Source organism: Streptomyces triculaminicus (assembly GCF_017349075.1).
Classification (GTDB): Bacteria; Actinomycetota; Actinomycetes; order Streptomycetales; family Streptomycetaceae; genus Streptomyces; species Streptomyces triculaminicus.
On the sequence record NZ_JAFMOF010000001.1, the window covers coordinates 83,240 to 105,396 of the forward strand.

Below are 22,157 nucleotides of genomic sequence, written 5' to 3' on the forward strand. Positions count from 1 at the left end.
CCTGGCGGTGCGGCTGACGGTGGTCGGTGAGTCGGCGTGCCGGCTCGCCCTGAGCCGTTGGTTCATCCGGCCATCAGAGCCGTGGTGATGAGCAGGATCGCGGTGATCTGGCACAACGCGCCCGCGTGGACGCAGCGGTGCTTGGCGGTGGCGATGCGGGCGACGGTGACGAGTTCGCCGATCAGGGGGGTGAGGGGTCCCGGGCGGTGTCGGCGAGTGCTTGGCGCAGGGTGCGGGGGTCGGGTGTCCGGCGGATGTCGGCGAAGTAGGCGAGGGGTGTCCTCGTCGCCAGGGGCTGCGCAGGCGGCGGGGGTGATGGCGGCGAGGAGGAGGATCAGGGCGGCGGTCCAGGCAACGCACCCGGTCCACCACAGCGATTGGGCGGGGGTGGACAGGACGGCGGGGTGCCAGGGGCGGCCGACGAGGACGGTGACGGTGACGCCGGCGGCCGCGACCGCCACGGTGAGGAGGGTGGTCGCCTTGGTGTCGGCCTGGCCGATCTCCCTCCGGCTCTCCGTCAGGAGCCGGAGTGCGAGGTCGGTGGTGGTGTCGGCCGGTGGGGAGGGCGGGGCCGCCGGGGGAGGGCTGCTGACATGGGGGCTGCCTATGGGGTGAGGAGACGGGCGTCGTCGGGTCGGCCCGAGGCGGCGGCGGTCTCCTGTATGAGGAGGCGCAGCCGCTCGCTGCCGTCGTGATCGGCGGTGAGCTCGGGCAGCAGCCGCTCGGCCAGGTAGTGGCGTGACGGCTTGTGTGCCCGGGCGCAGGCCAGCCAGGTGTGCAGCAGCTCCCGGACGTCGTCGGCCCTGTCCGGGGCGCTCAGCGCTTCGGTCCACAGGTTGCGGACCTGGTCGCGGGTCCGCTGCGGTACACCGGGCCGGTCGTCGGCCAGAAGGGCGAGCAAGGAGACGCCCAGCAGCGTGTCCTCGTCGGCGTCGGCGGCGTGGTTGGCGCGCAGGAAGAGCGTGAGGCCCAGGCGTCGCCACCGCGCCTCGCCTTCCTCATTTTCTTCGCCTTCCTCGCTCTCCTCATCGGCTTCGCCGGTGCCGAACACCCAGGAGTGCAGGTGCTCGGTCACCGTCCGGATGGCGGTGGCGTCGCCCACCTCGGCGATCCACCACAGCGCGTCGCCGCACTCGCCGAGCAGGTCCGGCTCGTCGCCCTCGTCCTCGGCCTCCCCCTCGTCCTCGGTCCCGGCCGCCTGGTCCAGCATGGCCTGCAGCGCGTTCTCGACGACGGTCAGCGCCTCAGCGGGCGTGCGGGCGCCGAGCGTGTCGGTGCGGGTGCTGTAGGCGTGCACCGCGGTCCAGCACAGTTCCGGTTCCGGGCCGCTGCTCCAGTCGGCGAGCACGTCGTGCACGTCGTCGGCCGACGCGTCGTACTCCGCCAGGTAGTTCATCGCCGTGGCGGCGACGCGGCGGGCCGACTCGTTCGGGGACATCGCCCACACGGTCAGCAGGTCGTCCGAGGCGCCGGGGAAGTCCACCAGGCCGAGGAGCATCGCTCCCTCCGCCAGGGCGTCCTCCGCCGGCAGGACCTGGCTCAGCGGGACCGGGCTGTCCTCGCCGTCGTACGCCAGCGAATCCAGCCACTCGGTCAACGGGCCACGGGTCTCGGGATGCTGCCACCAGACCTGCCCCAGCACGTGCAGGCGGTCGTCCTCGTCGTACATGCGGACGACCGGCCGCTCGGCGCCGTCGAACCGGGTCCCGGCGGGCTCCGCCAGGTAGGCGTGCGCCATCCCCAGCAGCCTGCTCATCCGGTCCGGGTCGAACACCGGGCGACCCACGGGCGTGCCGGGTTGCTCGACGGCGTACAACCCTTCCGCGAGCCGGTCACCGCACTGGATCAGCAGTGGATACGGCGCGGGGCCCAGGACCGACAGGGCGATCAGGAACGCCTTGTCCCACAGCGAGACGTCCGGATTGCCCAGGGCGGACGCGACCCGGCGCCGGTCGGCCTCGGTGTCGAAGTCCTCCAGCTCCGCCTCCGACACCGTGCCGCGCCGGTACCCGGCCAGGAGTCGGGCGTACGTGGGGCATTCGCGTGGTACCGGGGGCGAGGCCAGGAAAAGGCGAGTCGCCTCCAGCTGCATCAGCTCCGTGCCGAAGGCACGGTAGTCGTCGTCGCCGAGCAGTGACTCGAGGTGCCGGGCGAGCACGTCGCGAGGCGGCGCGGGCTCCCAGTCCACCGGCTCCACACCACTGAGCCGGACGTTGTGGTCGACGACGAGCACGAGGTACTGCTCGTTCTCGAGCAACCGGGAGGCTGTCGTCTCCAGAGCGCCGCGGGTCAGTACGCGTCCCTGCGGCGAGACGGGCAGGATGAAGCCGCCCGTCCGGGATTCCCGGTCGGGGATCCTCTCCGGTTCCGTCGTCTCCGCGAGGCGGTACACGTCGGTTCCGGCCACCTCGGCGAGCATCCTGGCCGCGGCCGTGGAGCGGCCGGTGCCGGGCTGGCCGCGCAGCACCACGTAACGCTGCGCGAGCAGCTGCTCGAGCGCCTTGGCGTGGTACGGACCGGGTACGTACACGCGCTCCAGCTGCTCCAGCCGTTCCGAGGGCACCCGGCCCGCCTGCGGCAGCGCGGTGTCGGCGGGCCCGTGGTAGTGGTGATGCTGTGCCGCCGCGTGGAAGTTGTTGGTCAGCGTGCCGACATGGCCACCACTGACCTGGGCTCCCTTGACCTTGTGCGAGAGGTCCGTGTGGCCGGCCGCGGCCCGCTGCCGTCGGCGCTGAGCCAGGGAACGGCGCCCCGGGATCTGCTGTCGCTCCATGCGTGTGGTCTCCTGTGGCCTCTGCGCCCTCAGCCGTTGAAGGTGTTGGTGAGGGTGCCGACGTGACCGCCGCTGACCTGGGCCCCCTTGACGTTGACCACGCCCGCGCCGCCCGGCGCCGCCGGGCCGGTCTGCCCGGGCCGAGCGGCCGAGTCCGGTCCGGCCTCGGAGGGTTCGGCCCCCTGCCCCCGTCTCTCCGGTGCGTAGAGCCAGCCGGTCAGCACCCGGCTGCCGTTCTTGGCCGGGACGACCACCTGCCGGAACGCCTCCCGGTCGATGCCCTTGTGCCCCGGCCACACCGCGTCGTCGTACACGGTCTCCGAGACGCACAGGACGAAGTCGGTCCCCGGTCCGGCCCCGCGCAGGGACGACCTGAGCGGATCGCTGTCGAGCAGGCGGAAGGCCGAGTTGAGGGTGGAGCCGACCACATCGTTCTCGTCCTCGACGACCGTGCCCCGGTGCAGCACTACCCGCAGCCGGACGGGGGCGCCGTGGCCGTGGTTCTGCCGGCGGTGGGCCAGCTCCTCGGGCAGGGTGATGAGCAACTGCCGTAACAGCGCGGGCAGTCGGACGGCCGGGTCCACCAGGACGAACAGCCCGTCGCCCCGGTACTCCGTGCGGCACGCGGCCTCATCGGCGCCCGACTCCTCGAGCAGCGCGCCCACGACGTCGTACAAGGTCTGCCGGATCGCCTGCTGACCGGCGTCGTGGTGACGCTGCGAGTCCTCGATGTCGAACAGGAGCATGGTCCGCCGGGCCGGTACGACCGTCATCAAACAACCTCCGTGACGCAAAGCCGCCGCGCATGGCCGGGTGAAGGGGGCATGGGAGCGGGCTGGTTGGTGCTGCACTTGTGTTCGGATCAGGATGCCGGACGGCGGCCGTGAAGACCACGACAGATGGCATGTTCCCGCCGCGCCGCAAACGGAGGAACAGGCCGCACTTCAAACGGAGGAACAGATGGAGCGCACCTTCACCGACCGGTACGCCTACGTCGACCGGCTCGACGAGCAGGCCCGTCGGCGACTGCTCGCGATGGGCACGGCCAGAACCTACGCGACCGGCGACGTGTTGCTCCACGAGAACGACACCTCCCGCCACGTCCTCCTCGTCCATGAGGGCTACCTGAAGATCACCCTCTCCGCCGGCAACGGCCGCAGGATCCTGCTCGCCCTGCGGGGGCCCGGAAGCGTCGTCGGAGAACTCGCCGCCATCGACGGCCATCCTCGCCTGGCCCGGGTCACCGCCGCCGACGCGGTACGGGCGGCGACCATCCCCGCCGACGACTTCGTGCGCTACCTGCGGGACACTCCGGGCGCCGCCCTCGCCCTGCTGGGTACGGTCGCCGACCGGCTCCGCACCTCGGACCACCGACGCCTGGACGCGGCCGCCCACACCGTCCACCAGCGCCTGGCCCTGCTCCTGCTCGACCTCAGCCCCGGTCGCTCCGAGGCCTCCCCGGCCCGCCCGATCCCGCTGTCCCAGGCCGAACTCGCCGACCATCTCGGCACGTCCTTACGTTCCGTCGCCCGCGCCCTGGAACAGCTGCGTGCCGACGGCGCCGTGGCCACCCGGCGTCGCGGCATCACGGTCCTGTCGTGTGACGCCCTCACCGATGCCGCATACGACGACGGCGGCCACCACAGACCGCCGCGCACATCCCGTCCGCGAACGCGCCACTTGTCGTAGTGGCCTCCGCCCCCTCACCGGCAGGCTGTGAATGCGCCGGTACCACGGCACCGCATCAACGGCGCACGTAACTCCGCGAACCACAGCCACAGGCCCTGCCTGTGCAGACGATGGAGGACATCATGAAGCGCACCGGAAGGCAGCGTGCGGTTCTCGCGCTGGCAGCACTCGCCCTGGCGGGTTCCACGGCCGCCACCACGGCCGCCACCGCTTCCGCCGCGCCTTCGGCGACCACGGCGGTCACCAGCACGACCGCAGCCCCGCCGAGAGCCTTTGACCTGTCCCTCCCCGCCGGGTCGTCGCTCTACCGCGGCGGCTACATGAAGGCGGGCAACACCAGGATCGAGCTCCAGAACGACGGAAACCTGGTGCTCTACTGCGGCAACGCGGGAATGTGGCAGGCGTCGAACGCCTGGCCCAACGGCTACCGGGCGACCATGCAGGACGACGGAAACTTCGTCGTCTACGACTCCAACAGCCGCGCCCTGTGGGCTTCGGGCACCGACGGCAACCCGGGTGCCTACCTCCAGGTCCAGAACGACGGCAACCTGGTCATCTACCGGCCCGGCGGGCAGCCGATCTGGAGCACCAACACCGGCGGCCGCTGCTCCTGAGGCACACCATGACTGAGCGCCCTGCGCACGCGGGAGTGCGCAGGGCGCTCGACGCCGGCGGCTGTGGAGCGCTCAGTCGTCGGCGATCTGCAGGGCCAGCGCGAAGTGCTCACCGTTCGTTCCGGCGAGCAGGCTGTCGAACAGCGGGGTAAGCCCGTTCACGGCGCCGCATCCGGCGTCGTGGTTGGTCCACCAGCCGGCCTCCGGTCCGAGCAGGGACACCACACGGTCCGCCGCGGGCTCGGCGGTCTCGACGGGCAGATGCCGGTGGCCCGGCCAGACCAGGTCGACGCCCGCGACCAGGGCCAGGAACGCGGCGACCCCGTGCGTTTCCACCGGTTCCAGAGCGGCGCAGATCTCAGGAACGGACGGCGGGGCGTACCCGGGCAGAAAGCGCCGCCAGGCCTCGTCCGCCGCGACCACGGCCAGCAGTGTGCGGATCCGGGCCGCCAGCTCCGGCAGGTCGGGGTCCGGTTCGGTGAACCGCCCGGCCGCCACGTACACCCGCATCGGCGTGGACAGCTCCGCCATGCCGGCTTCCAGCTCGCTCAGGACCCTCATGGACGTCACAGCGGGATTCTGCCGTACTCCCCCGCTCGCTCCTCAACCCGCACCCGGGCCGACCAGCCGGCTGGGACGGGGCGAGTCATCGTCGTGGGGTGGGGTGGGCGGAGGTGGCGATCCGGCCCAGGAGAGTGGCAAGTCGCCGGGGCATGGAGAGGAACGGCGAGTGGCTGCTCGGCAGCCGGTGGACGGAATCGGCGCGCGTGGCGAGCTCGCGTTGCCGGGACGGTTCGAGCGCCTGGTCGCGGTCGCAGACGACGTAGCTGGAGGGCACGGTGCGCCATCCTGCCGTGGTGACCCGCTCCGTGAAGGACCGGACGCTCTGCGGGCGCAGCCGGGCCACGGCGCGGTCGGCATCGGCCTCAGGCACGTCGTCGAAGAGTATCCGCCGGGCGTCCTCGTACGGCGGGGCGTGGCCCGTGCCGTCGTCCGGCACGGGCGTTCCGAGGAACGTGAACATGCTCTCGCCCGCATCCAGTGGGAAACCGGCGAGGTACACCGCCCCTACCACGTTCGCGGCATCCGCGATGGCTTCCGTGGTGGGGACGCCGCCGTAGGAGTGGGCGATCACCACCACCGGGCCGTCGATGCGCCGGAGGCTGTCCCGGATGGCGTCCGCGTCGTCCAGCATGCCCACCGGGCGGGCGCCGTCGTGCCGGCCGGCCGGCGGATTGGCGCTGGGCAGATCGACGGCGTGGGATCGCCAACCGTCGGCGTCGAGCGCGGCGCGTACGGGGTCCCAGCACCAGGCTCCGTGCCAGGCTCCGTGGACCAGCAGGAAGGTCGGTCGGTCGGTGTCGGCGTTCATGCGCGGTACCTCCGTTGTCCGAGCTGTGGAGATGAGCGGAGCGACAGGCAGGGTCGTACGTCCCGCCGCCCACCGCTCCGCTCACCGGCCCGGTTCCGGGTCGGCGGGCCTGCCGTCCCGGTCTACGCCAGGGTGCCGCAGTTTGTCTTGTAACGGGCCACGGCATAGCCGTCGATCTCGCCGCCCCAGTCGACGCACGTGCCCTTGGCGTTCAGGTGGACCGGCCCCGAGTACGAGGTGAAGAAGCCGTACTGTTCCTGCTTCGACTTCAGTTCCTTGTTGCGCTGGAGCCAGGAGCCCACCCACAGCGGTGAGCCGCTCGAGCTGTTCCGCTTGGTGACCACACAGTTCTTGCCGGTGGCGGCGTTGTAGGCCAGGAAAACCGTCCCACGGCCCGGGATCGGGATCTGGTTGACCTGCGTGTATCCGGAGCCGCACTCCCGGTTGTACGCGGCGTCGGCGCGGGCGGGAGCGGCGACGGACGTCCCGGCGCCCGCCACCAGCGTGGTGACGGTCGTGGCGGCGGCGAGCAGCGCAGCTCCCGCAACGCGGGTACGTACAGCACGTTTCACTGTGTCCTCCGTGGAAGTCGCATGGTGCCGGTTGATGGACGTACGCGGGACGGCCGTCTCCGTGCCCACAAAGACTCTCCACACCCCAAAGGGGGTTGCACGCCCCCTCACCCCCACAATTCAGAACCAGCCACACGCCACACGGCGGCGCGCGCCCCGCTCCCCCACGTCTTCCTGCCCGGGCCTCCGCATGCACCCATCCGGCCAGGCTGGTTTCCCGCTTGTGAAGTCCGCGACCGGGCGAGAACGCTGTTGGCCCTCACCAGTGGCATATTCACCGCCTTCAGGAGGGAACAACCATGCCCTTCAGACACACCCCCAGACGCACCGTCAGACACACCGCCGTCGGCGCGCTCGTCACGTGCCTCGTGCTCATAGCCGCGCCCACGGCCCCGGCCGCGACCGCCGCCCCGGCCCTACCGCCCGGCTGCACCAGCGGCGACCTGCCGGCCGGCGGCGTCCACATCGTGTGCACGGAGGGGCTCCGTTCCTCCGACGGGCCCCTCAACGGCACCGACAAGGCGGACATCATCGAGGTCAGGGGCGGCGACGCCGTCAGCGGCCACCTGTCCGGCGTGGTCAACGGCCTCGGCGGGGACGACGTCATCGTCGTCGACAAGATCCTCGCCGGTGGCAGCGGAGGGGACATCCGTGGACTCGTCGATGGTGGTGACGGCGACGACGAGATCACCGTGACCGACAAGGACAAGTGGAGCGTCCAGGGCACCGTCTACGGCGGCGCGGGCAACGACACCCTCACCACCGGCGACGTGTCCTACCGGGGGCACATCAACGGCGGCGCCGGGGCCGACGTGATCACCACCGGCGCCGTGACCGGCACCAGCATCGACGGCGGCGACGGGAACGACACCCTCCGCCTCGCCTCCTTCCGCGTCACCGCGCTGGACAGGACGAGCAGGCTCGACGGCGGACCCGGCGACGACACCATCACGGTCGGGGAACTCGGCGGCCCGCTCCATGGCGGCCCCGGTGACGACAAGATCACCGTGGAGAGGACCTCGCGGCTGTCGTCCCGCCTGCCCACCCCCGTCACCGTCGACGGCGACGAAGGCAACGACGTCATCCGCGCCGGGGCCATCGGCACCGACTCCGAAGCGCGCCCCGTCTACCTCCGAGGGGGCGCCGGAGCCGACCTCATCGAGGCGCCGTCCATCGGACAGGCCGCATACGTCACGGCCTTGGGGGACGACGACGATGACGTCATCCAGGGGCCCGGCGGCACGGCAGTCGTCGTCGGCGAATACGGAACCGTCGACGGCGGGCGTGGCGACAACCTCTGCCGCATCGACCATCGCGCGGGCGGCACGGTCGCCAACTGCCGGGCGTAGGCCGACGCCCGGCCCGGGACGCCTCAGGCGACGACACAGCCGTCAGCGGCCCAGTCGCGCTGCACATCGGCGGCACGGTGCGGCGTAGGTGTGGCTCTGAGGGGCATCCCCGCCGCACCTCCGGCACGGACTGTCACCGATTGGTCATGGACATGTCTCGAAACGGCTTTAGGGACCTTTTCAAGATCATCTGCTGGTAGTTTTCCGTCTCGTCGGGTCCAAGATCATTGGCACTCGGCTGGACCATCTTTGAGGAGTAACAAGTGAATTCGGTAATTCGGGGGAAGAGCGCGGGCAAGCGTGCCGCTGCCGTGGCGGGCCTGCTGGTCGCCGCCACGCTCGGCGGCGCGGCTCTGGCGGCGCCGGCGTACGCCGACGACGTCTACGGCCACTGCACGGGCGAGGGCGTGCGCATCCGCGCCGCCGCGAGCACGTCCAGCTCGGTCGTCGGCCTGTGCTACAGCGACCACCGCCTGGCACACCGTGACGTCTCGGGCGACGGTAACTGGGACAAGGTCTACGACGTGAACACCGGCGTGTCCGGCTGGATCTCGCACGGTTACTGGAGCTGGTAGACAGCAGCAGGGGGCCGCGGGGTTCTCACCCCGCGGCCCCCTGGGCTTTCTTCTCGGGCGAGGCCCCTCGGCCGTGCCACTCGATTCCGAGCTCGCTAAGGGCGATCCGCCGCGCGTCCCGCCGTGCCCGGTGGACTCAGTGGAGGCAGAGGCAGAACGGATGGCCGGCCGGGTCCGCGTAGACCCGCCAGTTGGCCCCCGGGCGGAGCTGGTCCGTCCGCTCCAGCACGGTCGCGCCGAGGGCGAGCGCCCGCTTCTCCTCCCCGTCGAGGTCGTCCACGTCGAAGTCCAGGTGGAGCTGCTGCGGGTACCGCTGGCCGGGCCATTCCGGCGGCTGGTAGCCGTCCACCCGCTGGCAGGCCAGCGGCGTTCCCTCGAACCCGTGCACCTCGACCCAGTCGGGGTCCTCCGGCTCCGCAACCACCCGGCCGCCGAGCAGCTCCGCGTAGAACGCCGCGAGCCGTACCGGATCGGCGCAGTCCAGCGCGATCGCCTGCAGCTTTCGAATCACTTCCGACACCCCTCGCTCCTCGGCCGCTTCCACAACTCCCCCGTACGGGAAGGGTCGTACCCGCCGCCGCGGCGGGCATGCAGGGCGGTCCGCCGGTGCGCGGGGCTGGTCATTGTCGCGGAAGATTGATGACTCGTAAGTTTGTGCCATCGAAGTTTGAGCGGCCTGCTCGGAGGGGGTGACGGTGGACAGCCCACACGTCGCCTTCCGTTTGGAGAGGGGCGTCACGGGGTTCCGTGACCGAAGAGATCCGCCGGTGCCGCGTACCGATCCCAAGGCGTGCCGTGCCGCCTGGTACGCCGCATCCCGAGCAGCCCGTGGGCGGGTTGAGGACTTCGCGGAGCGCGAGTACCCCCAGAACTTCCACAGCGCCACGATCAGCAATCGTGACGGCCCGCACATCGCGTTGTTCCACGCCCACTATCCGCTGATCGCCTTCGTCGGTGACCGGCAGTACTGGTACACCGACGAATTCCAGGCTCCCCCTGCCTGGGCCCCTGCCCTCAGCGACTTCGGCTTCGCCGTCCTGGGCGCAACGCAGCTGTTGTCCCCGCTGGCAGAGTCGGACGCCTCTGCTCTGTCCGCCGCGGAGTGGAGGCAGATCAAGCACTGGCGACCAGCGACGCTTGGCGCAGCGCTCTTCAACTCGTGGGACTGATGGCTACGTCCTGCAGGCCACTGGCCGGCGGGTGATGGCCCGGACTCTGCTGGACGATGGCGGTGTCCTGGATGGCACCGCCCCGCACGTCCAGGCATTTGCCGGTGCCGGTGTTCGCCCATCTGCTGCGCGTCGCCGTCGCCGCGACGGATGAGGTGTTCGGGTCGGCCTGTGCAGGGGTGGACACCCAGCGTCGCCACGGAGAGCACCGCGCCGGCGGCGACGCCGGTGCGAAGGGCTAACGCGCGCAGGGATGCCATGAAAGGGTTCCCCTCAAGAGTGACGGTCTGCCGAAGCAGGGCTTGGCCGCAGGCTAGAGCGCACCGTTCCCGGTTGCACCTCAGGCTTGCACGGTGGGTCGGACGACGATCTCGCTGACGTCGACACCGTCGGGCTGCTCGATCGCATAACCGATGGCGGAGGCGACAGCGGAGGGCGGCATGGCGATCTCGTCGCGGTACCGGACGGCTGCCGCCGCCGCTTCGGGGCTTCCCCCCTTGCCCACGCCTTCCGTGTTGGTGAAACCGGGCGAGACGAGGGTGACCCGCAGGTCGGGGCCCGACTCCTGCCGCAGGCCCTCGGTCAGCACCTTCACCGCGGTCTTGGTGGCCGCATAGACGGCCTGGGGGGACTTCACGACGTAGGCCGCGGTGGAGGCGACGTTGACGAACTGCCCGGAGTGCTGCCGCCGGAAGATGGGCAGCGCTGCCCCGATACCGTTGAGCAGGCCCGTGATGTGGGTGGCGACCATGGCGTCCCAGTCGTCCTGGCGCAGTTCGTCGAACGGCGAGATCGCCATCGTGCCCGCGTTGGAGACCAGGACATCGAGCCGGCCGAAGTGGTCGACCGCCGTGTCCGCCAGGCGCTTGAGGTCCTCGCGGCGCGTCACGTCGACGACGGCCCCGACAGCCGAGCCGCCCTGCGCCGTGATCCGGTCCACCACCGCGTTCAGCCGGTCCTCTCGCCGGGCTCCGAGCACCAAGCAGGCCCCGCGTTCGGCGAGGTAGATCGCCGTCGCCTCTCCGATGCCGCTGCTGGCGCCCGTAATCGCGACGACCTTGCCCTCGATACCTGACATGACCAACTTCCTTTCATGGGCTGTGCGCAGGTCGGCGCGTTGACCTACAGTAGAAGTGGGGGCGCCTCCACTTAGAGTAGATCAAGTGGAGGCGCCTTCCGATCAGCAAGTCGGAGAGCCTGAGAGGGGATGGCAAGCGCTGATGGTCGACGGAGCGCAACGACCGTTGCGAGCTGACGCGCGGCGTAACCGGGAGAAGATCCTCACGGCTGCGGTGCGCGTATTCGCGTCGGAGGGGCTCGACGCTCACTTGGAGCGCATCGCCAAAGAGGCGGGGGTGGGCAGTGCCACGCTGTACCGCAACTTCCCCACCCGCGAAGCACTGGTCGAGGCGGTCTACCGCAACGAGGTGGCCCAGCTGTGCGACGCGGCCCCCGCCCTGCTGGCAGCGAAACCGCCCCTTGAGGCCTTGCGCGCCTGGACCCGCCTCTTCCTGGACTACGTGACGGCCAAGTACGGCATGATCGACGCCCTGCGCGCCATTGCCGCGGCAGGAAGCAACCCCTACGGTCACAGCCGGGAAATGATCCGGGCCGCCCTGACCACCCTCATGGACGCGTGCGCGGCCGCCGGGACGATCCGCACCGACATCAGCCCCACCGATATCGGAGCCGCCCTGGAAGGCATCGCCCTGACCTCGGCGAGCCCCGAACGACGACAGCAAGCAGAGCGCCTGCTCGACCTCACCCTGGACGGCCTGAAGACCCGTCCATGAGGTTGCGCGGGTCGGCGCTGACAGGTGTGCGGCGACGTTGAGGACAACGGCCGTGGCCAGGTACGCCACGCGTGCGAGCGCTCCGCGCCCCGCTTGGGCCGAACAGGTGGAACGCGCTCCCGCAGCCGCTCGGACGGGCGTCCTGGTACTGCGTGGCCGGTTCATCCGGGTCAGGCTCGAGAACGCGTCCTGTCCGAGAGGCCGTCGTCCTCGCGTTCAGCCTGTCGCCCGCACCGGCCGGGGCTTCCGGCGGCCCGGCGGGTGTCACACGCGGGCGTCACGGCACATCCGTCGAAGGAGATCCTCATGCCCCGGTATCCGTACAGAGGACTGGTCATAGCCTCGGCCCTCGTCGCCGCCGTGCTTCCCGCGGCGATGCTGCCGGGGGCGACGGCCGTCGCGGAGGCACCGGCCGCCGGCTCGCAGAGCGGCCGGCAGCACGGGGCTCCGCTCAACTTCGACGAGCTCGACTGCGAGGGAGCAGAAGAGGACCGGCTTCCCGTCTCCGATACGGGCCTGGGCGCCGTGCACCAGCCCGGGGGCGGCGCGGCAGCCGGGACGGCTGCGGGGCCCGCCGGGCCGCGCTCCCGGGAGGCGCGCCGCGTCCCCGCCGTCAAGTGGCCGCGCAACATGCCCGATCTGGAAGACGCCACGCGCATGCTCCGTGAGTTGGACGTCCGGGCGTTCGACAGCAAGGGTTTCGAGCGGACCCGGTTCGGCGGGAAGAGCTGCTGGGTGCTGCACGGTGCCGACAAGTGCTCGACCCGTGAGCTCGCCCTCAAGGCCCTGTCCGAGATCCCGGCCACTCTGCAGGGCAACTGCAAGGTCGTCGGCGGGCGCTGGCACAGCGCCTACGACAACATGACGCTCACCAACCCCTTGCGTGTCGACATCGATCACATCGTGCCGCTCCGGGTCGCATGGGGCTCGGGAGCCCGTGACTGGCCGGAGCACAAGCGCCGCGCGTTCGCCAACGACCTCAGCGGTTCCCCGCAGCTCCTCGCGGTCTCCACGTGGAGCAACCGCGAGAAGGGCGACAAGATGCCGGACAAGTGGCTGCCCAAGGGCTACGAATGCGCCTACGGCCGCGCCTGGATCGGGGTCAAGGACTACTACGGGCTCAGCGTCACCTCCGCCGAGAAGAGCAGGCTCGAGGAGGTCCTCGGCCAGTGCTGAGGGCACCAGGCGGGCGGCTCGTGAAGGCGTCAGGGCTGCAGTAGCCGTTCGCGCAGTGCCGTCACCAGGTCCTCGTCGGCGCCGAGGCGCTCGGCGGCGTAGCCGTGCACCGATCCGTAGCGCGTGGTCAGGTCGACCAGGAACAGTCGCATGACCTCGGCGGGGGCGCGGCCGTAGGCGGGCCAGGTGAGGGTCAGGTCCGGGTAGTTGATGTGCCACTCGGCGACCAGGCGTGCGGTGGCCAGTTCGGTCAGGGCGAAGTCGGCGACGATGTCGTCCTCGTGCACGCCGAGCAGGGCGAGGACCAGCATGGCCAGCAGGCCGGTGCGGTCCTTGCCGGAGTGGCAGTGGAACACCAGCGGACCGGTGTCGTCCGCGACGATCTCCAGCGCGCGCCGGAGTTCCTTGACGCCGTCGTGGGCGACCTCGCCGTACTTGTCGGCCAGGAAGCGGGCGGGCTCGACGTCGGGGCCCAGGCCCGCCTGGTCGTAGGGCCGGTGTTCGATGCTCAGGTTGTGGTAGGCCAGACCGTGGTGGGGCGGGACGCGTCCGCTGCGTTCGATCTCCCAGGGGTAGCGGAGGTCGATGACGGTGCGGATGCCCAGGGCGCGGAAGCGGTCCTGGTCCTTGTCCTGGCCGCTCAGCTTGCCCAGTGAGTCGGAGCGGTACAGCCGGCCCCAGCGCACCGTGCGGCCGTCGGCCGCCCGATAGCCGCCCAGGTCACGGAAGTTGTGCAGTCGCTCGAACGCGATGTGTCTCTTCACGCGGGTCACCCTACGGCCGCCCGCACCGGCCGTGGCGGCCGGCGAGAGTGACATCACAAACCAGGCGCCCGCTCGGACGCGGTGCGGCGCCCCCGCCTGCCGCCGACAGCAGGCGGGGGGCCGGTCCGCGCGTGCCCGTGGACCCGCGGCGCTCGGATCAGGGGCCGGTGTCCCCCGGGTGGGAGCACAGGCCGCCGCGGTAGTTGCTGTCGTACCAGGCTCCCGTGGCGTCGAAGTCCAGGTTGGTACGGCCCGGTCCGACGCAGCGGTGGTAGTTGGACCGCGGCCAGCGCGTGACCTGGATCCAGACGTTGGTGTTGGTGGCGCAGTGCTCGTAGTAGGCACGCTCACCGTTCTCGCCCTTGTTCCAGCCGCAGGCCTGGATCTTCACCGGGGCGGCAGCGCCCGCCGGGGCGGAAGCACTGGCGGGAGCGGCCACGGAAGCGGCCAGGGCACCGGCCAGTACGACAGTCGCCAGGCTGAGCCGACGGCCACGGCGGGCGGGCTCTGATGCGGATGATCCGCGAAACGTCATGGTGCTCTCCCTCTTCGTTGGAAGGACGGCTGATGCCGTGGACATCAGCCTGGCCCTCGTACCCATAGCGTGGCCAGAGCCTTCGAAGGTGGTCGAAGGGGGAGAAAGAGATGACAGAGGACGAACAGTCATACGAGCGGCACCGCCGGGCGCCGAGCGACCCCTCCCCCGCAGGCCCGCAGGCCGCGTGTCCGCGCTCGGCGAGACCGTGCCCACGCGGCCCGACGGTCGGTCGCCTTCACCGCCCGTGCGTGGGCGATCCGGGGCCGACGGCTGGACCGTGTGGGAGGCGCAGGGGCCGAACCGGGCGAGGCCGGCCCGTCGCGATGACGGGCCGGCCTCGCCCCGTCGCCCGGCACGTGGCGTGCGGGCGACGGGGCCCGGTTCACCGGGTGACGGTGACGGGTGAGCGCGGTGGATCAGTGGTCGGTGCCGGAGGCCCAGATCGCGCGGCTGCCGTCGTAGATGACGACGTTGCCGTCGTCCTGCACGACCAGCCGGGAGCCGGGGTGGCCGTCGGTGTTCGAGGCCCAGACGGCGCGGTTCGAGCGGGTGTAGACCACGAAGTTGCCGTCCGTCTGGAAGACGGCCTTCCAGCCCTGGCCGACGGTTCCGGTGGCCCAGCGGGCCCGATTGAACTCGTCGTAGATGACGAGGTTGCCGTCGGACTGCATGACCAGCCGGGCGGTGTTGGAGCTCACCGACTTGTTTCTTTCCAGGGTGAACGTGGCGTGTATGGTCCGGCTCTGCTTGACCGTCTGCCCTGCCGTCGTGCTCTTGGCGGCCGTTACGGCGTGGCCGGAGGGCGTCGCGCTCGCCTGTCCGGCGAGCGTCATGGCCGCGAGTGCCGCGGCCGCGAGAATCGTGGCGGTCTTCTTCCCCACGAAAGTGTCCCTTCGTCGAGTTGTTCATCCACCGGCGCCCCCGGACAGGGGCGGCACCCCGGACTCTCGCAGCCTCGTGTGCCGGACGAACACCCTCTATGACGCCATGTCGTGTTCGATTCCCTCTTTGGCCGGGGAACCGGCGGGATCGCACCCGTTTTCGGGCAGGGCATGGCCTCAGGACACTCCTGGGAGAAACGCTCCAGCGACGGAAGAGCCGCGGCCGCAGCGGACGCCGAGGCCTACCAGGGCACGACCTGCCCCTGGTGGTCGACGAAGTGAAGGCCGGGCTTCCCCCGGTGGCGCTCGATCGTCTCCGCCACCCCCGGAATGCTCTCCTCCACGCTGAGGTCGGCGTCGGGTCCGCCCAGTTCGGTGCGGACCCAGCCCGGGTCCATGAGCAGCAGCGTCCGCGTGTCCTCGGCGTGGCGGGCGGCGTAGCTGCGCATCAACTGGTTGAGCGCGGACTTGCTGGCGCGGTACAGGTCCTGCCCGCCTTCCGTGTTCAAAGCGATGCTTCCCTGGTCGGAGGACATGACGCCGATGGTCCCCGTCGGCGCGACCAGCCGGCGGAGGGACTCCACGACGCGCATCGGGCTGAGGGCGTTGGTGACCATGACTTCGGTGAACATGTCCGTCGGGACCTCGCCGATCGGGATATCGCCTCGTGTGATGGCGGCGTTGACGAAGAGCAGGTCCACAGTGCGCCCTGCCAGGCGGTCGCGCAGTGCCGAGATCTGCTCCGGCTCGGTCATCTCCAGCGACTCGACGGTCAGCCGTCCTCCGGATGCTTCGGCCAGGTCGTGGAGGCCGGTGCGCCGGCTGCCGCGGACCGTGCCGACGACATCCCAGCCGCGACGGAGGTACTCGGCGGCGAGCCCCAGGCCCAGGGTCCGTGAGGCCCCGATGATGACGGCGGTCTTGCGGGTGTCGTTCATGTGATTCCTTGAGAGTCGAGGCGGTCCGGCGGGCCGGGTGCGGCTGATGTGATTCCTCTCGCGGTCAGGGCGTCAGCACTGTCGCGGAGCGTCGTTCACGGCCGTGGGGTGAGTGCGTCGAGCACGCTGCAAGTCTCCGAGTGGGGTCGGCCGGACGTCCAATACCCTTGGGGCCGCATTGATACCGTTACGGCATGGATCTGGATCTGCGGAAGCTCCGCTATTTCGTCGCGGTGGCCGAGCACCGGCACTTCGGCCGGGCGGCACAGGCGCTGTTCATCGCACAGCCGGTCCTCAGCCGACAGATCCGCGCGTTCGAGCAGGAGCTGGGATGCTCGCTGTTCACGCGGACCACGCGCAGCGTGGAGCTGACCCCCGCGGGGATACAGCTGTATGACGAGGCGTCAAGGATCACCATGGTGGTGGACCTGGCGCTGCGACGCGTGCACGAGGCCCAGCGGGGCGAGCAGCGGCTCGTCGTCGCGTTCTCGCCCGGCCTGCACGTGTCGGACGCGATCCGGGCGTTCACGGCGAGCCATCCCAAGGTCGCCGTCGATGTCTTCCCGCTGCGCTGGTGGGAACGGGACGCGCCGCTCCGCGACGGCCGCGCGCACGTGGGATACCTCCGGCGCCCCTTCGACGACTCGGGGCTGCGCACCGTCCCCATCGGGCACGAGACCAAGGTCGCGTGCCTGCCGGTGACACATCCGCTGGCCGGCCGCAGCACCCTCACATCGGCCGATCTCGACGGTGAGCCGATCCTTGGCGGCAGGACGCGGCGGACGTCGTCGCTGGAGGAGAAGTTCGAGCTCATCGCCTCCGGGCAGGGCATCTCGCTCGTCCCCGTCAGCGTCGCGGAGTCCTACTCCCGCCCTGACCTCGTCTACCTGACCGTCGCCGACGCCCTGCCCGTCGAGACCTGCCTGGCGGTACCGGAGAGCGGTCGCGCCGGCCCCGCATCGGACTTCCTGGACATCGCCACCGCAACTCTGCGCCGGTGCACCGGCGGTTCGGAGAGGAAGAACCCCGGGCCCACGAGCCGGGCGCCCGTGCCGTCCACGGACTGACCTGGAGCCGTGCTCGGCGACGAAACAACCCGGACTTGCCGGCCGGTGGCGGACCAACGCGTCCGGCGCCCGATCAGCGCCCCTTGGGGAAGGCGGCGCGCAGTGCGGAGCCGCGGGTGATGAACGCGACGCGGACGACGGGCAGCATGCAGACGGTCTGCATCACGGCGTACCACGGCGGGCAGACACCCGGGATCAGGTCGACGCCGATGATCGCGATCGGCATGATGACGGCGAGGGCGCTCACGCGCTCGAAGGCCCGTCGGGATCCCCGGGAAGCGGAGACGGTCAAGCGGTGGATCAGCACGGCGACCACCGGCAGCAGGACTGCCCGGACCCACATGAAGGTGTTCACCATGTGACCGCTGCTCGACACCGCGATGACGGCCACGAGGGCGGCGGTGCTGAGTGCGCCGTAGACTTTGATGCTGATCTCCGCCGTGCCGAAGGCCCCTTGGGCGCGGGGGCTGTTGAGGTGTGCCGTCCCGGTCATGGTGCGGGTGTTGGTTTCCATGCTCACCGACGCTACGGAGCGCTCGACCGACGCGGTATCGGCCTGGACCCACGGGTGGGTGGGGGTAGCCCCACTCCCTGACCGACCGGGGCGGTGGCGGGCTCCGCGCGGTGCACAGTGGGAGCACCGAACGGCAAGCGGAGGAAGAGTCATGAGACAGCTGGGTTCGTGGGTGGCGCGCGCCGGCGTGGGGTTCGTGCGGGCGTGCGTCGTAGCGGCCGTGAGCATGCTGGTCCCGGCCGTGTGGGCCGCCGCCGTGGCGCTGGGGATCCGGTGGGGCGCGGGCAACCCGTGGTCGTGGACAGCGCCGTTCGTGCTGGTGTGCGTGGGCACGCTCGCTCTGTCCCGCCCGGTCTGCCGGGTGATCCGCTTCCTCGTCGCGAGGTGGACCGCCACCGTCATCCCCGCCGGATACCGGCAGGGCGGGCCGGTCACGCGGATGTCCACCGGGTACTGGTGGAACGGCTTCGGCTACGAGCGCAGCCGCCGGGACGCCGTCATGGATCAGAAGTGGCGGACCTGGTGGGGCGACCCGGCCACCTGGCGCGACCTTCGGTTCACGGGGATCGCGCCGCTCACCGCGGGAGTGGTCGCCGCCTTCCCGCCGGCCATGGTGGCCGCGGCGGTTCTCGCGCTCGACCTGCCGGTGCCCGCCGCGCGCCTCGTCGGGGCGCTCGGCCTGGTCGTGGCCGTCGCCTCCGCCCCGTACGCCTGGCGGACCGTCGAGCCGGTGGCCGTCCGCTTCCTGCGCCCGTCGCCCGCGATGGCGCTGGCGGACCGGGTGGAGGAGCTGACCGCCCGGCGCGCGGACGCGACGGTCGCGCAGGCCGCCGAGATCCGCCGGATCGAGCGGGACCTGCACGACGGAGCGCAGGCCCGCCTGGTCGCGCTCGGGCTCTCCCTGGCGACCGCCGAAAAGCTGATGGAGACCCACCCCGACCAGGCCAGGGCGCTGATGCGGGACGCGCGGGCCGGCGCCACCGCCTCGCTGACCGAGCTCCGCGAGCTGATCCGGGGCATCAGCCCGCCGGTGCTGAACGAGCGGGGACTTGTCGACGCCGTCCGTGCCCTCGCTCTGGACGTCCCCCTCGACGTGGCCGTCGGCGCCGGCACCTCGCTGCGTCTGGACCCGCCGATCGAGTCCGCCGTCTACTTCGGCGTCGCCGAGCTGCTGACCAACGCGGTCAAGCACGCCCACGCGTCGCGGGCGCGCGTGCGCCTCGCCGGGGACGAGACCGGCCTCGTCGTCGAGGTCGAGGACGACGGCCGGGGCGGGGCCGACGCCCGGGCCGGCGGCGGGCTCGCGGGGCTGCGCCGCCGCCTCGCGGTCTTCGACGGCACCCTGGAGATCACCAGCCCGCCGGGCGGCCCTACCCATGTCAGGATGACGGTGCCATGCGCATCCTTGTAGCCGAAGACCTCTACCTCCTGCGCGACGGGATGGTCCGCCTGATCGAGGCGTACGGGCACCAGGTGGTGGCGACGGCCGCCACCGGACCCGAGACGCTCGACGCGCTGCGGACATGGCGCCCGGACGTGTCCGTCATCGACGTTCGCATGCCGCCGCACCAGTCGGACGAGGGCCTGCGGGCGGCACTCGCCGCCCGCGGCGAGATACCCGGACTGCCGGTCCTCATCCTCTCCCAGCATGTCGAGCAGCTCTACGCCCGCGAGCTCTTGGCCGACGGCTCCGGCGGCGTCGGCTACCTCCTCAAGGAGAGCGTGTTCGACGCCGACCAGTTCATCGACGCCCTGGAGCGCGTCGCGGGCGGCGGGACCGCCATGGACCCGGCCGTCATCGCGAGACTGCTGTCCAACGGTTCCCCGAGCCGGGGACTCGGCCAACTCACCGAACGCGAGCACTCCGTGCTGGGTCTCATGGCCGAGGGACTGTCCAACCAGGCCATCGGCCGCCGCCTCTTCCTCAGCGAGAGCGCCATCGGCAAGTACACCACCTCCCTGTTCGGCAAGCTCGGCATCATGGACGACGACGACACCAACCGCCGCGTCCGCGCCGTCCTCACCTACCTGAACAAGCCGTAGCCCGATCCGGGCGGGGCACGTTCACCGGGCCGGCTGATCGCCGGCACTCGTCCGGCGAGCCGGATCCCCGCGGATCGGCGGGGTGACCCGGTCGTGAGCGGATCCCCGGGTACCTTTTCGTCAGATATTCGGCAACATCAGTCGATTCATGGCGGGAGGTCGGCGGGTGGCAGGGCACACGGCGCAGCTCCTGCGGTGGCTGCTCACCATCCATCCCGCACGGACCCTCGTGGGCGCCTTCGCCCTGGTGATCACGGGTGGCGCGCTGCTGCTGATGCTGCCGGTCGCCACGGAGGGCCCGCACGGCGCGGACTTCGTCACCGCCCTGTTCACCTCGACCTCCGCCGCCTGCGTGACCGGGCTCGTCGTCGTCGACACCGGAACGTACTGGAGCGGCTTCGGCGAGGGCGTGATCATCGCCCTGATCCAGCTCGGCGGCTTCGGCATCATGACCATGGCCTCGCTGCTGGCGCTGCTGATCTCCGGAAAGCTGCGGCTGCGGATGCGGCTGACGGCGCAGGCGGAGACGAAGAGCCTGGGCCTCGGGGACGTACGGCGCGTCCTGGTCGGCGTCGCCGTGATCACGCTGACCGTCGAGGCCGCGGTGAGCACGCTGCTCGCTCTCCGGCTCTTCCTCGCCTACGGGCGGGGCCTGGGGGACGCCGCCTACCTCGGCCTCTTCCACGCCGTCTCGGCGTTCAACAACGCGGGGTTCGGACTGAGGCCCGACAACCTCGTCCCCTACGCCGAGGACCCGTGGGTGACCCTGCCGGTGGCGTTCACCGTGATCATCGGCGGCCTCGGCTTCCCCGTCCTGCTCGAGGTGCTGCGCCACCGGCGCCGCAGGCGGACCCAGGGCAAGCGCAACTGGTCGCTGCACACCAAGCTCACCGTGCTCACCTCCGTGGTGCTGCTGGCGGCGGGGACCGTGCTGACATGCCTGCTGGAGTGGACCAACCCCGGCACGCTGCGCCCCTTCGACTGGGACGAGAAGGTCCTCAACGGGTTCTTCCACTCGGCGGTGAGCCGTACGGCCGGCTTCAACACCCTCGACATCGGCGCCATGCGGCCGTCGACGCTCCTGGCGACCTGCGTGCTGATGTACATCGGCGGGGGAAGCGCGGGCACCGCCGGCGGGATCAAGGTCACCACCTTCGCCGTCCTGGCCGCCGCCATGTTCGCCGAGGTGCGCGGCGAACCCGCCGCCGAGGTGATGCGGCGGCGCCTCGCGCCGTCCGTCCTGCGTCAGGCCCTGACCGTCGCCCTGCTGAGCATCGGGCTGGTGGTCGTGGCGACCCTCGTGCTGCTCACCGTCTCGGGGAAGTCCCTCTCGGCGGTGCTGTTCGAGGTCGTCTCGGCGTTCGGCACGGTGGGCCTGTCCACCGGCATCACCCCGGGGCTGTCCACGGCCGGAAAGCTCATCCTCATCGCGCTGATGTTCGTCGGCCGGCTCGGTCCGGTCACGTTGGTGTCGGCGCTGGCGCTGCGCGAACGCCTGCGCCGCTACGAGCTACCGAAGGAGCGACCCGTCATTGGCTGACTACCTGCACCCCCTCAGAGCTCCCCTCAGAGCGCGCCGTGACAAGCGCACCGCGCGGCGCCCCCAGCCCCCGGCCGGCCAGCAGGTCGTCGTGATCGGACTCGGGCGGTTCGGCGATTCGCTGTGCCGTGAACTGATGCGGCGCGGCTGGGACGTCCTCGGTGTGGACCACGACCCGGTGCGGGTCCAGAAGCTGAGCGACGTGATCACCCACGCGGTGGCGGCCGACTGCACGGACCCGGTGGTGCTCCAGCAGCTCGGCGTGCACGAGTTCACCAGCACCGTGGTCGCCATCGGCTCCGACGTCGAGGCGAGCATCATGACGACGTCGAACCTGCTGGAGGCCGAGGTGCCCAACGTCTGGGCCAAGGCGGTCAGCCGGCAGCACGGCCGCATCCTGGAACGGCTCGGCGCCCACCATGTGGTGCTTCCGGAACACGACATGGGCGAGCGGGTGGCGCATCTGGTGACCGGGCGGATGATGGACTTCATCCAGTTCGACGACGACTACGCCCTGGTGAAGACCGCCGCCCCGGGGGTCGTCACCGGGATGCCGCTGGGCGAGAGCCGGGTGCGCAGCAAGTACGGGGTGACGGTCGTCGGAATCAAGCGGCCCGGCGAGGACTTCACCCACGCCACCGCCGAGACGGTCGTCGAGCACGGCGACATCATCGTCGTCACCGGCAGGACGGCGGCCGTGGAGCGGTTCACCGAGCTCGACCGGTGAACCGCTGCCCCTCGGGGGCGCCGGCCCCGGCACGGCGGAGGCCGCGGGCGGCGCGGCCCCCGG

General features: G+C 71.1%; 25 protein-coding genes. 12 read left to right on the forward strand and 13 right to left on the reverse strand.

From position 1 onward, the window contains the following. Positions 1-62: 62 nt before the first annotated feature. Genes J1792_RS00455 through J1792_RS00465 form a run of 3 tightly spaced genes read right to left on the reverse strand, consistent with a single transcriptional unit; the run spans position 63 to position 3,546 of the window. Positions 63-608 carry a Pycsar system effector family protein gene (locus J1792_RS00455; RefSeq protein ID WP_505391851.1) on the reverse strand — a complete coding sequence of 182 codons (546 nt, stop codon included), beginning with the start codon at positions 606-608 and terminating at the stop codon, positions 63-65. Next, complete coding sequence (locus tag J1792_RS00460; protein ID WP_207246390.1) at positions 605-2,773, reverse strand: hypothetical protein; 2,169 nt, start codon at positions 2,771-2,773, stop codon at positions 605-607. The genes J1792_RS00455 and J1792_RS00460 overlap by 4 nt, the downstream gene beginning before the upstream one ends. A gap of 29 nt (positions 2,774-2,802) precedes the next feature. After that, positions 2,803-3,546 carry a hypothetical protein gene (locus J1792_RS00465; RefSeq protein ID WP_207246391.1) on the reverse strand — a complete coding sequence of 248 codons (744 nt, stop codon included), beginning with the start codon at positions 3,544-3,546 and terminating at the stop codon, positions 2,803-2,805. A gap of 187 nt (positions 3,547-3,733) precedes the next feature. On the opposite strand from J1792_RS00465, the gene J1792_RS00470 reads away from it, so the two are divergent. Further along, positions 3,734-4,462: a Crp/Fnr family transcriptional regulator gene (locus tag J1792_RS00470; RefSeq protein WP_179199040.1), complete on the forward strand. Its 729-nt coding sequence runs from the start codon at positions 3,734-3,736 to the stop codon at positions 4,460-4,462. Positions 4,463-4,584: 122 nt separating this feature from the next. Next, entirely contained in the window at positions 4,585-5,076 is a 492-nt protein-coding gene (locus J1792_RS00475) for a hypothetical protein (protein WP_107431186.1), read from the forward strand. Between the two features lie 72 nt (positions 5,077-5,148). On the opposite strand, the gene J1792_RS00480 is transcribed toward J1792_RS00475, so the two are convergent. The 3 genes from J1792_RS00480 to J1792_RS00490 form a co-directional block, all read right to left on the reverse strand. Next, positions 5,149-5,637, reverse strand: coding sequence for a hypothetical protein (locus J1792_RS00480; protein ID WP_242645519.1), 489 nt, complete (start codon positions 5,635-5,637; stop codon positions 5,149-5,151). Between the two features lie 85 nt (positions 5,638-5,722). Then, positions 5,723-6,448, reverse strand: coding sequence for an alpha/beta fold hydrolase (locus J1792_RS00485; RefSeq protein WP_207246392.1), 726 nt, complete (start codon positions 6,446-6,448; stop codon positions 5,723-5,725). A gap of 122 nt (positions 6,449-6,570) precedes the next feature. Next, entirely contained in the window at positions 6,571-7,020 is a 450-nt protein-coding gene (locus J1792_RS00490; protein WP_242705226.1) for a spore-associated protein A, read from the reverse strand. A 299-nt stretch (positions 7,021-7,319) separates the two neighbouring features. Here J1792_RS00490 and J1792_RS00495 point away from each other — a divergent pair, with 299 nt between their 5' ends. Both J1792_RS00495 and J1792_RS34975 read left to right on the forward strand, forming a co-directional pair. Beyond that, complete coding sequence (locus tag J1792_RS00495) at positions 7,320-8,369, forward strand: hypothetical protein (RefSeq protein WP_086572656.1); 1,050 nt, start codon at positions 7,320-7,322, stop codon at positions 8,367-8,369. A gap of 263 nt (positions 8,370-8,632) precedes the next feature. After that, positions 8,633-8,944, forward strand: a complete 312-nt coding sequence (locus J1792_RS34975; RefSeq protein WP_107431169.1) for an SH3 domain-containing protein — start codon at positions 8,633-8,635, stop codon at positions 8,942-8,944. 136 nt (positions 8,945-9,080) lie between these two features. Here J1792_RS34975 and J1792_RS00505 read toward each other — a convergent pair whose 3' ends face one another. Then, positions 9,081-9,455: a VOC family protein gene (locus J1792_RS00505; protein ID WP_179198999.1), complete on the reverse strand. Its 375-nt coding sequence runs from the start codon at positions 9,453-9,455 to the stop codon at positions 9,081-9,083. 256 nt (positions 9,456-9,711) lie between these two features. On the opposite strand from J1792_RS00505, the gene J1792_RS00510 reads away from it, so the two are divergent. Next, positions 9,712-10,113 (forward strand): hypothetical protein, encoded by a 402-nt coding sequence (locus J1792_RS00510; RefSeq protein ID WP_307842854.1) that lies wholly within the window; start codon positions 9,712-9,714, stop codon positions 10,111-10,113. Between the two features lie 340 nt (positions 10,114-10,453). Here J1792_RS00510 and J1792_RS00515 read toward each other — a convergent pair whose 3' ends face one another. Further along, positions 10,454-11,191 (reverse strand): SDR family oxidoreductase, encoded by a 738-nt coding sequence (locus tag J1792_RS00515; protein WP_207246395.1) that lies wholly within the window; start codon positions 11,189-11,191, stop codon positions 10,454-10,456. A gap of 142 nt (positions 11,192-11,333) precedes the next feature. Here J1792_RS00515 and J1792_RS00520 point away from each other — a divergent pair, with 142 nt between their 5' ends. Together J1792_RS00520 and J1792_RS00525 are read left to right on the forward strand one after the other, a co-directional pair. Next, complete coding sequence (locus tag J1792_RS00520; RefSeq protein ID WP_086572661.1) at positions 11,334-11,906, forward strand: TetR/AcrR family transcriptional regulator; 573 nt, start codon at positions 11,334-11,336, stop codon at positions 11,904-11,906. 306 nt (positions 11,907-12,212) lie between these two features. After that, complete coding sequence (locus J1792_RS00525) at positions 12,213-13,082, forward strand: HNH endonuclease family protein (protein WP_086572663.1); 870 nt, start codon at positions 12,213-12,215, stop codon at positions 13,080-13,082. A 29-nt stretch (positions 13,083-13,111) separates the two neighbouring features. Here the strand turns inward: J1792_RS00525 and J1792_RS00530 are convergent, their stop codons facing one another. From J1792_RS00530 to J1792_RS00545, 4 genes are all read right to left on the reverse strand, one after another. Next, positions 13,112-13,846 carry a tyrosine-protein phosphatase gene (locus J1792_RS00530; protein WP_086572698.1) on the reverse strand — a complete coding sequence of 245 codons (735 nt, stop codon included), beginning with the start codon at positions 13,844-13,846 and terminating at the stop codon, positions 13,112-13,114. Positions 13,847-14,003: 157 nt separating this feature from the next. Then, complete coding sequence (locus tag J1792_RS00535) at positions 14,004-14,381, reverse strand: DUF6355 family natural product biosynthesis protein (RefSeq protein ID WP_086572664.1); 378 nt, start codon at positions 14,379-14,381, stop codon at positions 14,004-14,006. Positions 14,382-14,800: 419 nt separating this feature from the next. Continuing rightward, positions 14,801-15,265, reverse strand: coding sequence for a hypothetical protein (locus J1792_RS00540; protein WP_086572665.1), 465 nt, complete (start codon positions 15,263-15,265; stop codon positions 14,801-14,803). 242 nt (positions 15,266-15,507) lie between these two features. After that, complete coding sequence (locus J1792_RS00545) at positions 15,508-16,203, reverse strand: SDR family oxidoreductase (RefSeq protein WP_086572667.1); 696 nt, start codon at positions 16,201-16,203, stop codon at positions 15,508-15,510. A 194-nt stretch (positions 16,204-16,397) separates the two neighbouring features. Between J1792_RS00545 and J1792_RS00550 the strand changes: the two genes are divergently transcribed. Further along, positions 16,398-17,270, forward strand: coding sequence for a LysR family transcriptional regulator (locus tag J1792_RS00550; protein ID WP_086572668.1), 873 nt, complete (start codon positions 16,398-16,400; stop codon positions 17,268-17,270). 73 nt (positions 17,271-17,343) lie between these two features. Here the strand turns inward: J1792_RS00550 and J1792_RS00555 are convergent, their stop codons facing one another. Continuing rightward, positions 17,344-17,784 carry a hypothetical protein gene (locus J1792_RS00555; protein ID WP_242645405.1) on the reverse strand — a complete coding sequence of 147 codons (441 nt, stop codon included), beginning with the start codon at positions 17,782-17,784 and terminating at the stop codon, positions 17,344-17,346. 151 nt (positions 17,785-17,935) lie between these two features. Here J1792_RS00555 and J1792_RS00560 point away from each other — a divergent pair, with 151 nt between their 5' ends. The 4 genes from J1792_RS00560 to J1792_RS00575 all read left to right on the forward strand — a co-directional run bounded on the left by J1792_RS00560 (position 17,936) and on the right by J1792_RS00575 (position 22,094). After that, positions 17,936-19,195, forward strand: coding sequence for a sensor histidine kinase (locus J1792_RS00560; RefSeq protein ID WP_086572669.1), 1,260 nt, complete (start codon positions 17,936-17,938; stop codon positions 19,193-19,195). After that, positions 19,180-19,827: a response regulator transcription factor gene (locus J1792_RS00565; RefSeq protein WP_086572670.1), complete on the forward strand. Its 648-nt coding sequence runs from the start codon at positions 19,180-19,182 to the stop codon at positions 19,825-19,827. The genes J1792_RS00560 and J1792_RS00565 overlap by 16 nt, the downstream gene beginning before the upstream one ends. A gap of 166 nt (positions 19,828-19,993) precedes the next feature. Then, positions 19,994-21,367 carry a TrkH family potassium uptake protein gene (locus J1792_RS00570; RefSeq protein ID WP_242705229.1) on the forward strand — a complete coding sequence of 458 codons (1,374 nt, stop codon included), beginning with the start codon at positions 19,994-19,996 and terminating at the stop codon, positions 21,365-21,367. Next, positions 21,360-22,094: a potassium channel family protein gene (locus J1792_RS00575; RefSeq protein WP_242645406.1), complete on the forward strand. Its 735-nt coding sequence runs from the start codon at positions 21,360-21,362 to the stop codon at positions 22,092-22,094. The genes J1792_RS00570 and J1792_RS00575 overlap by 8 nt, the downstream gene beginning before the upstream one ends. Positions 22,095-22,157 lie beyond the last annotated feature (63 nt).

Bases quoted from the DNA above. Each gene is read 5' to 3' on its own strand.
- J1792_RS00460 (WP_207246390.1), bottom strand. From the start codon at position 2,773: ATGGAGCGACAGCAGATCCCGGGGCGCCGTTCCCTGGCTCAGCGCCGA.
- J1792_RS00465 (WP_207246391.1), bottom strand. From the start codon at position 3,546: ATGACGGTCGTACCGGCCCGGCGGACCATGCTCCTGTTCGACATCGAG.
- J1792_RS00470 (WP_179199040.1), top strand. From the start codon at position 3,734: ATGGAGCGCACCTTCACCGACCGGTACGCCTACGTCGACCGGCTCGAC.
- J1792_RS00475 (WP_107431186.1), top strand. From the start codon at position 4,585: ATGAAGCGCACCGGAAGGCAGCGTGCGGTTCTCGCGCTGGCAGCACTC.
- J1792_RS00480 (WP_242645519.1), bottom strand. From the start codon at position 5,637: ATGAGGGTCCTGAGCGAGCTGGAAGCCGGCATGGCGGAGCTGTCCACG.
- J1792_RS00485 (WP_207246392.1), bottom strand. From the start codon at position 6,448: ATGAACGCCGACACCGACCGACCGACCTTCCTGCTGGTCCACGGAGCC.
- J1792_RS00495 (WP_086572656.1), top strand. From the start codon at position 7,320: ATGCCCTTCAGACACACCCCCAGACGCACCGTCAGACACACCGCCGTC.
- J1792_RS00515 (WP_207246395.1), bottom strand. From the start codon at position 11,191: ATGTCAGGTATCGAGGGCAAGGTCGTCGCGATTACGGGCGCCAGCAGC.
- J1792_RS00520 (WP_086572661.1), top strand. From the start codon at position 11,334: ATGGTCGACGGAGCGCAACGACCGTTGCGAGCTGACGCGCGGCGTAAC.
- J1792_RS00525 (WP_086572663.1), top strand. From the start codon at position 12,213: ATGCCCCGGTATCCGTACAGAGGACTGGTCATAGCCTCGGCCCTCGTC.
- J1792_RS00535 (WP_086572664.1), bottom strand. From the start codon at position 14,381: ATGACGTTTCGCGGATCATCCGCATCAGAGCCCGCCCGCCGTGGCCGT.
- J1792_RS00545 (WP_086572667.1), bottom strand. From the start codon at position 16,203: ATGAACGACACCCGCAAGACCGCCGTCATCATCGGGGCCTCACGGACC.
- J1792_RS00550 (WP_086572668.1), top strand. From the start codon at position 16,398: ATGGATCTGGATCTGCGGAAGCTCCGCTATTTCGTCGCGGTGGCCGAG.
- J1792_RS00555 (WP_242645405.1), bottom strand. From the start codon at position 17,784: ATGGAAACCAACACCCGCACCATGACCGGGACGGCACACCTCAACAGC.
- J1792_RS00560 (WP_086572669.1), top strand. From the start codon at position 17,936: ATGAGACAGCTGGGTTCGTGGGTGGCGCGCGCCGGCGTGGGGTTCGTG.
- J1792_RS00565 (WP_086572670.1), top strand. From the start codon at position 19,180: ATGCGCATCCTTGTAGCCGAAGACCTCTACCTCCTGCGCGACGGGATG.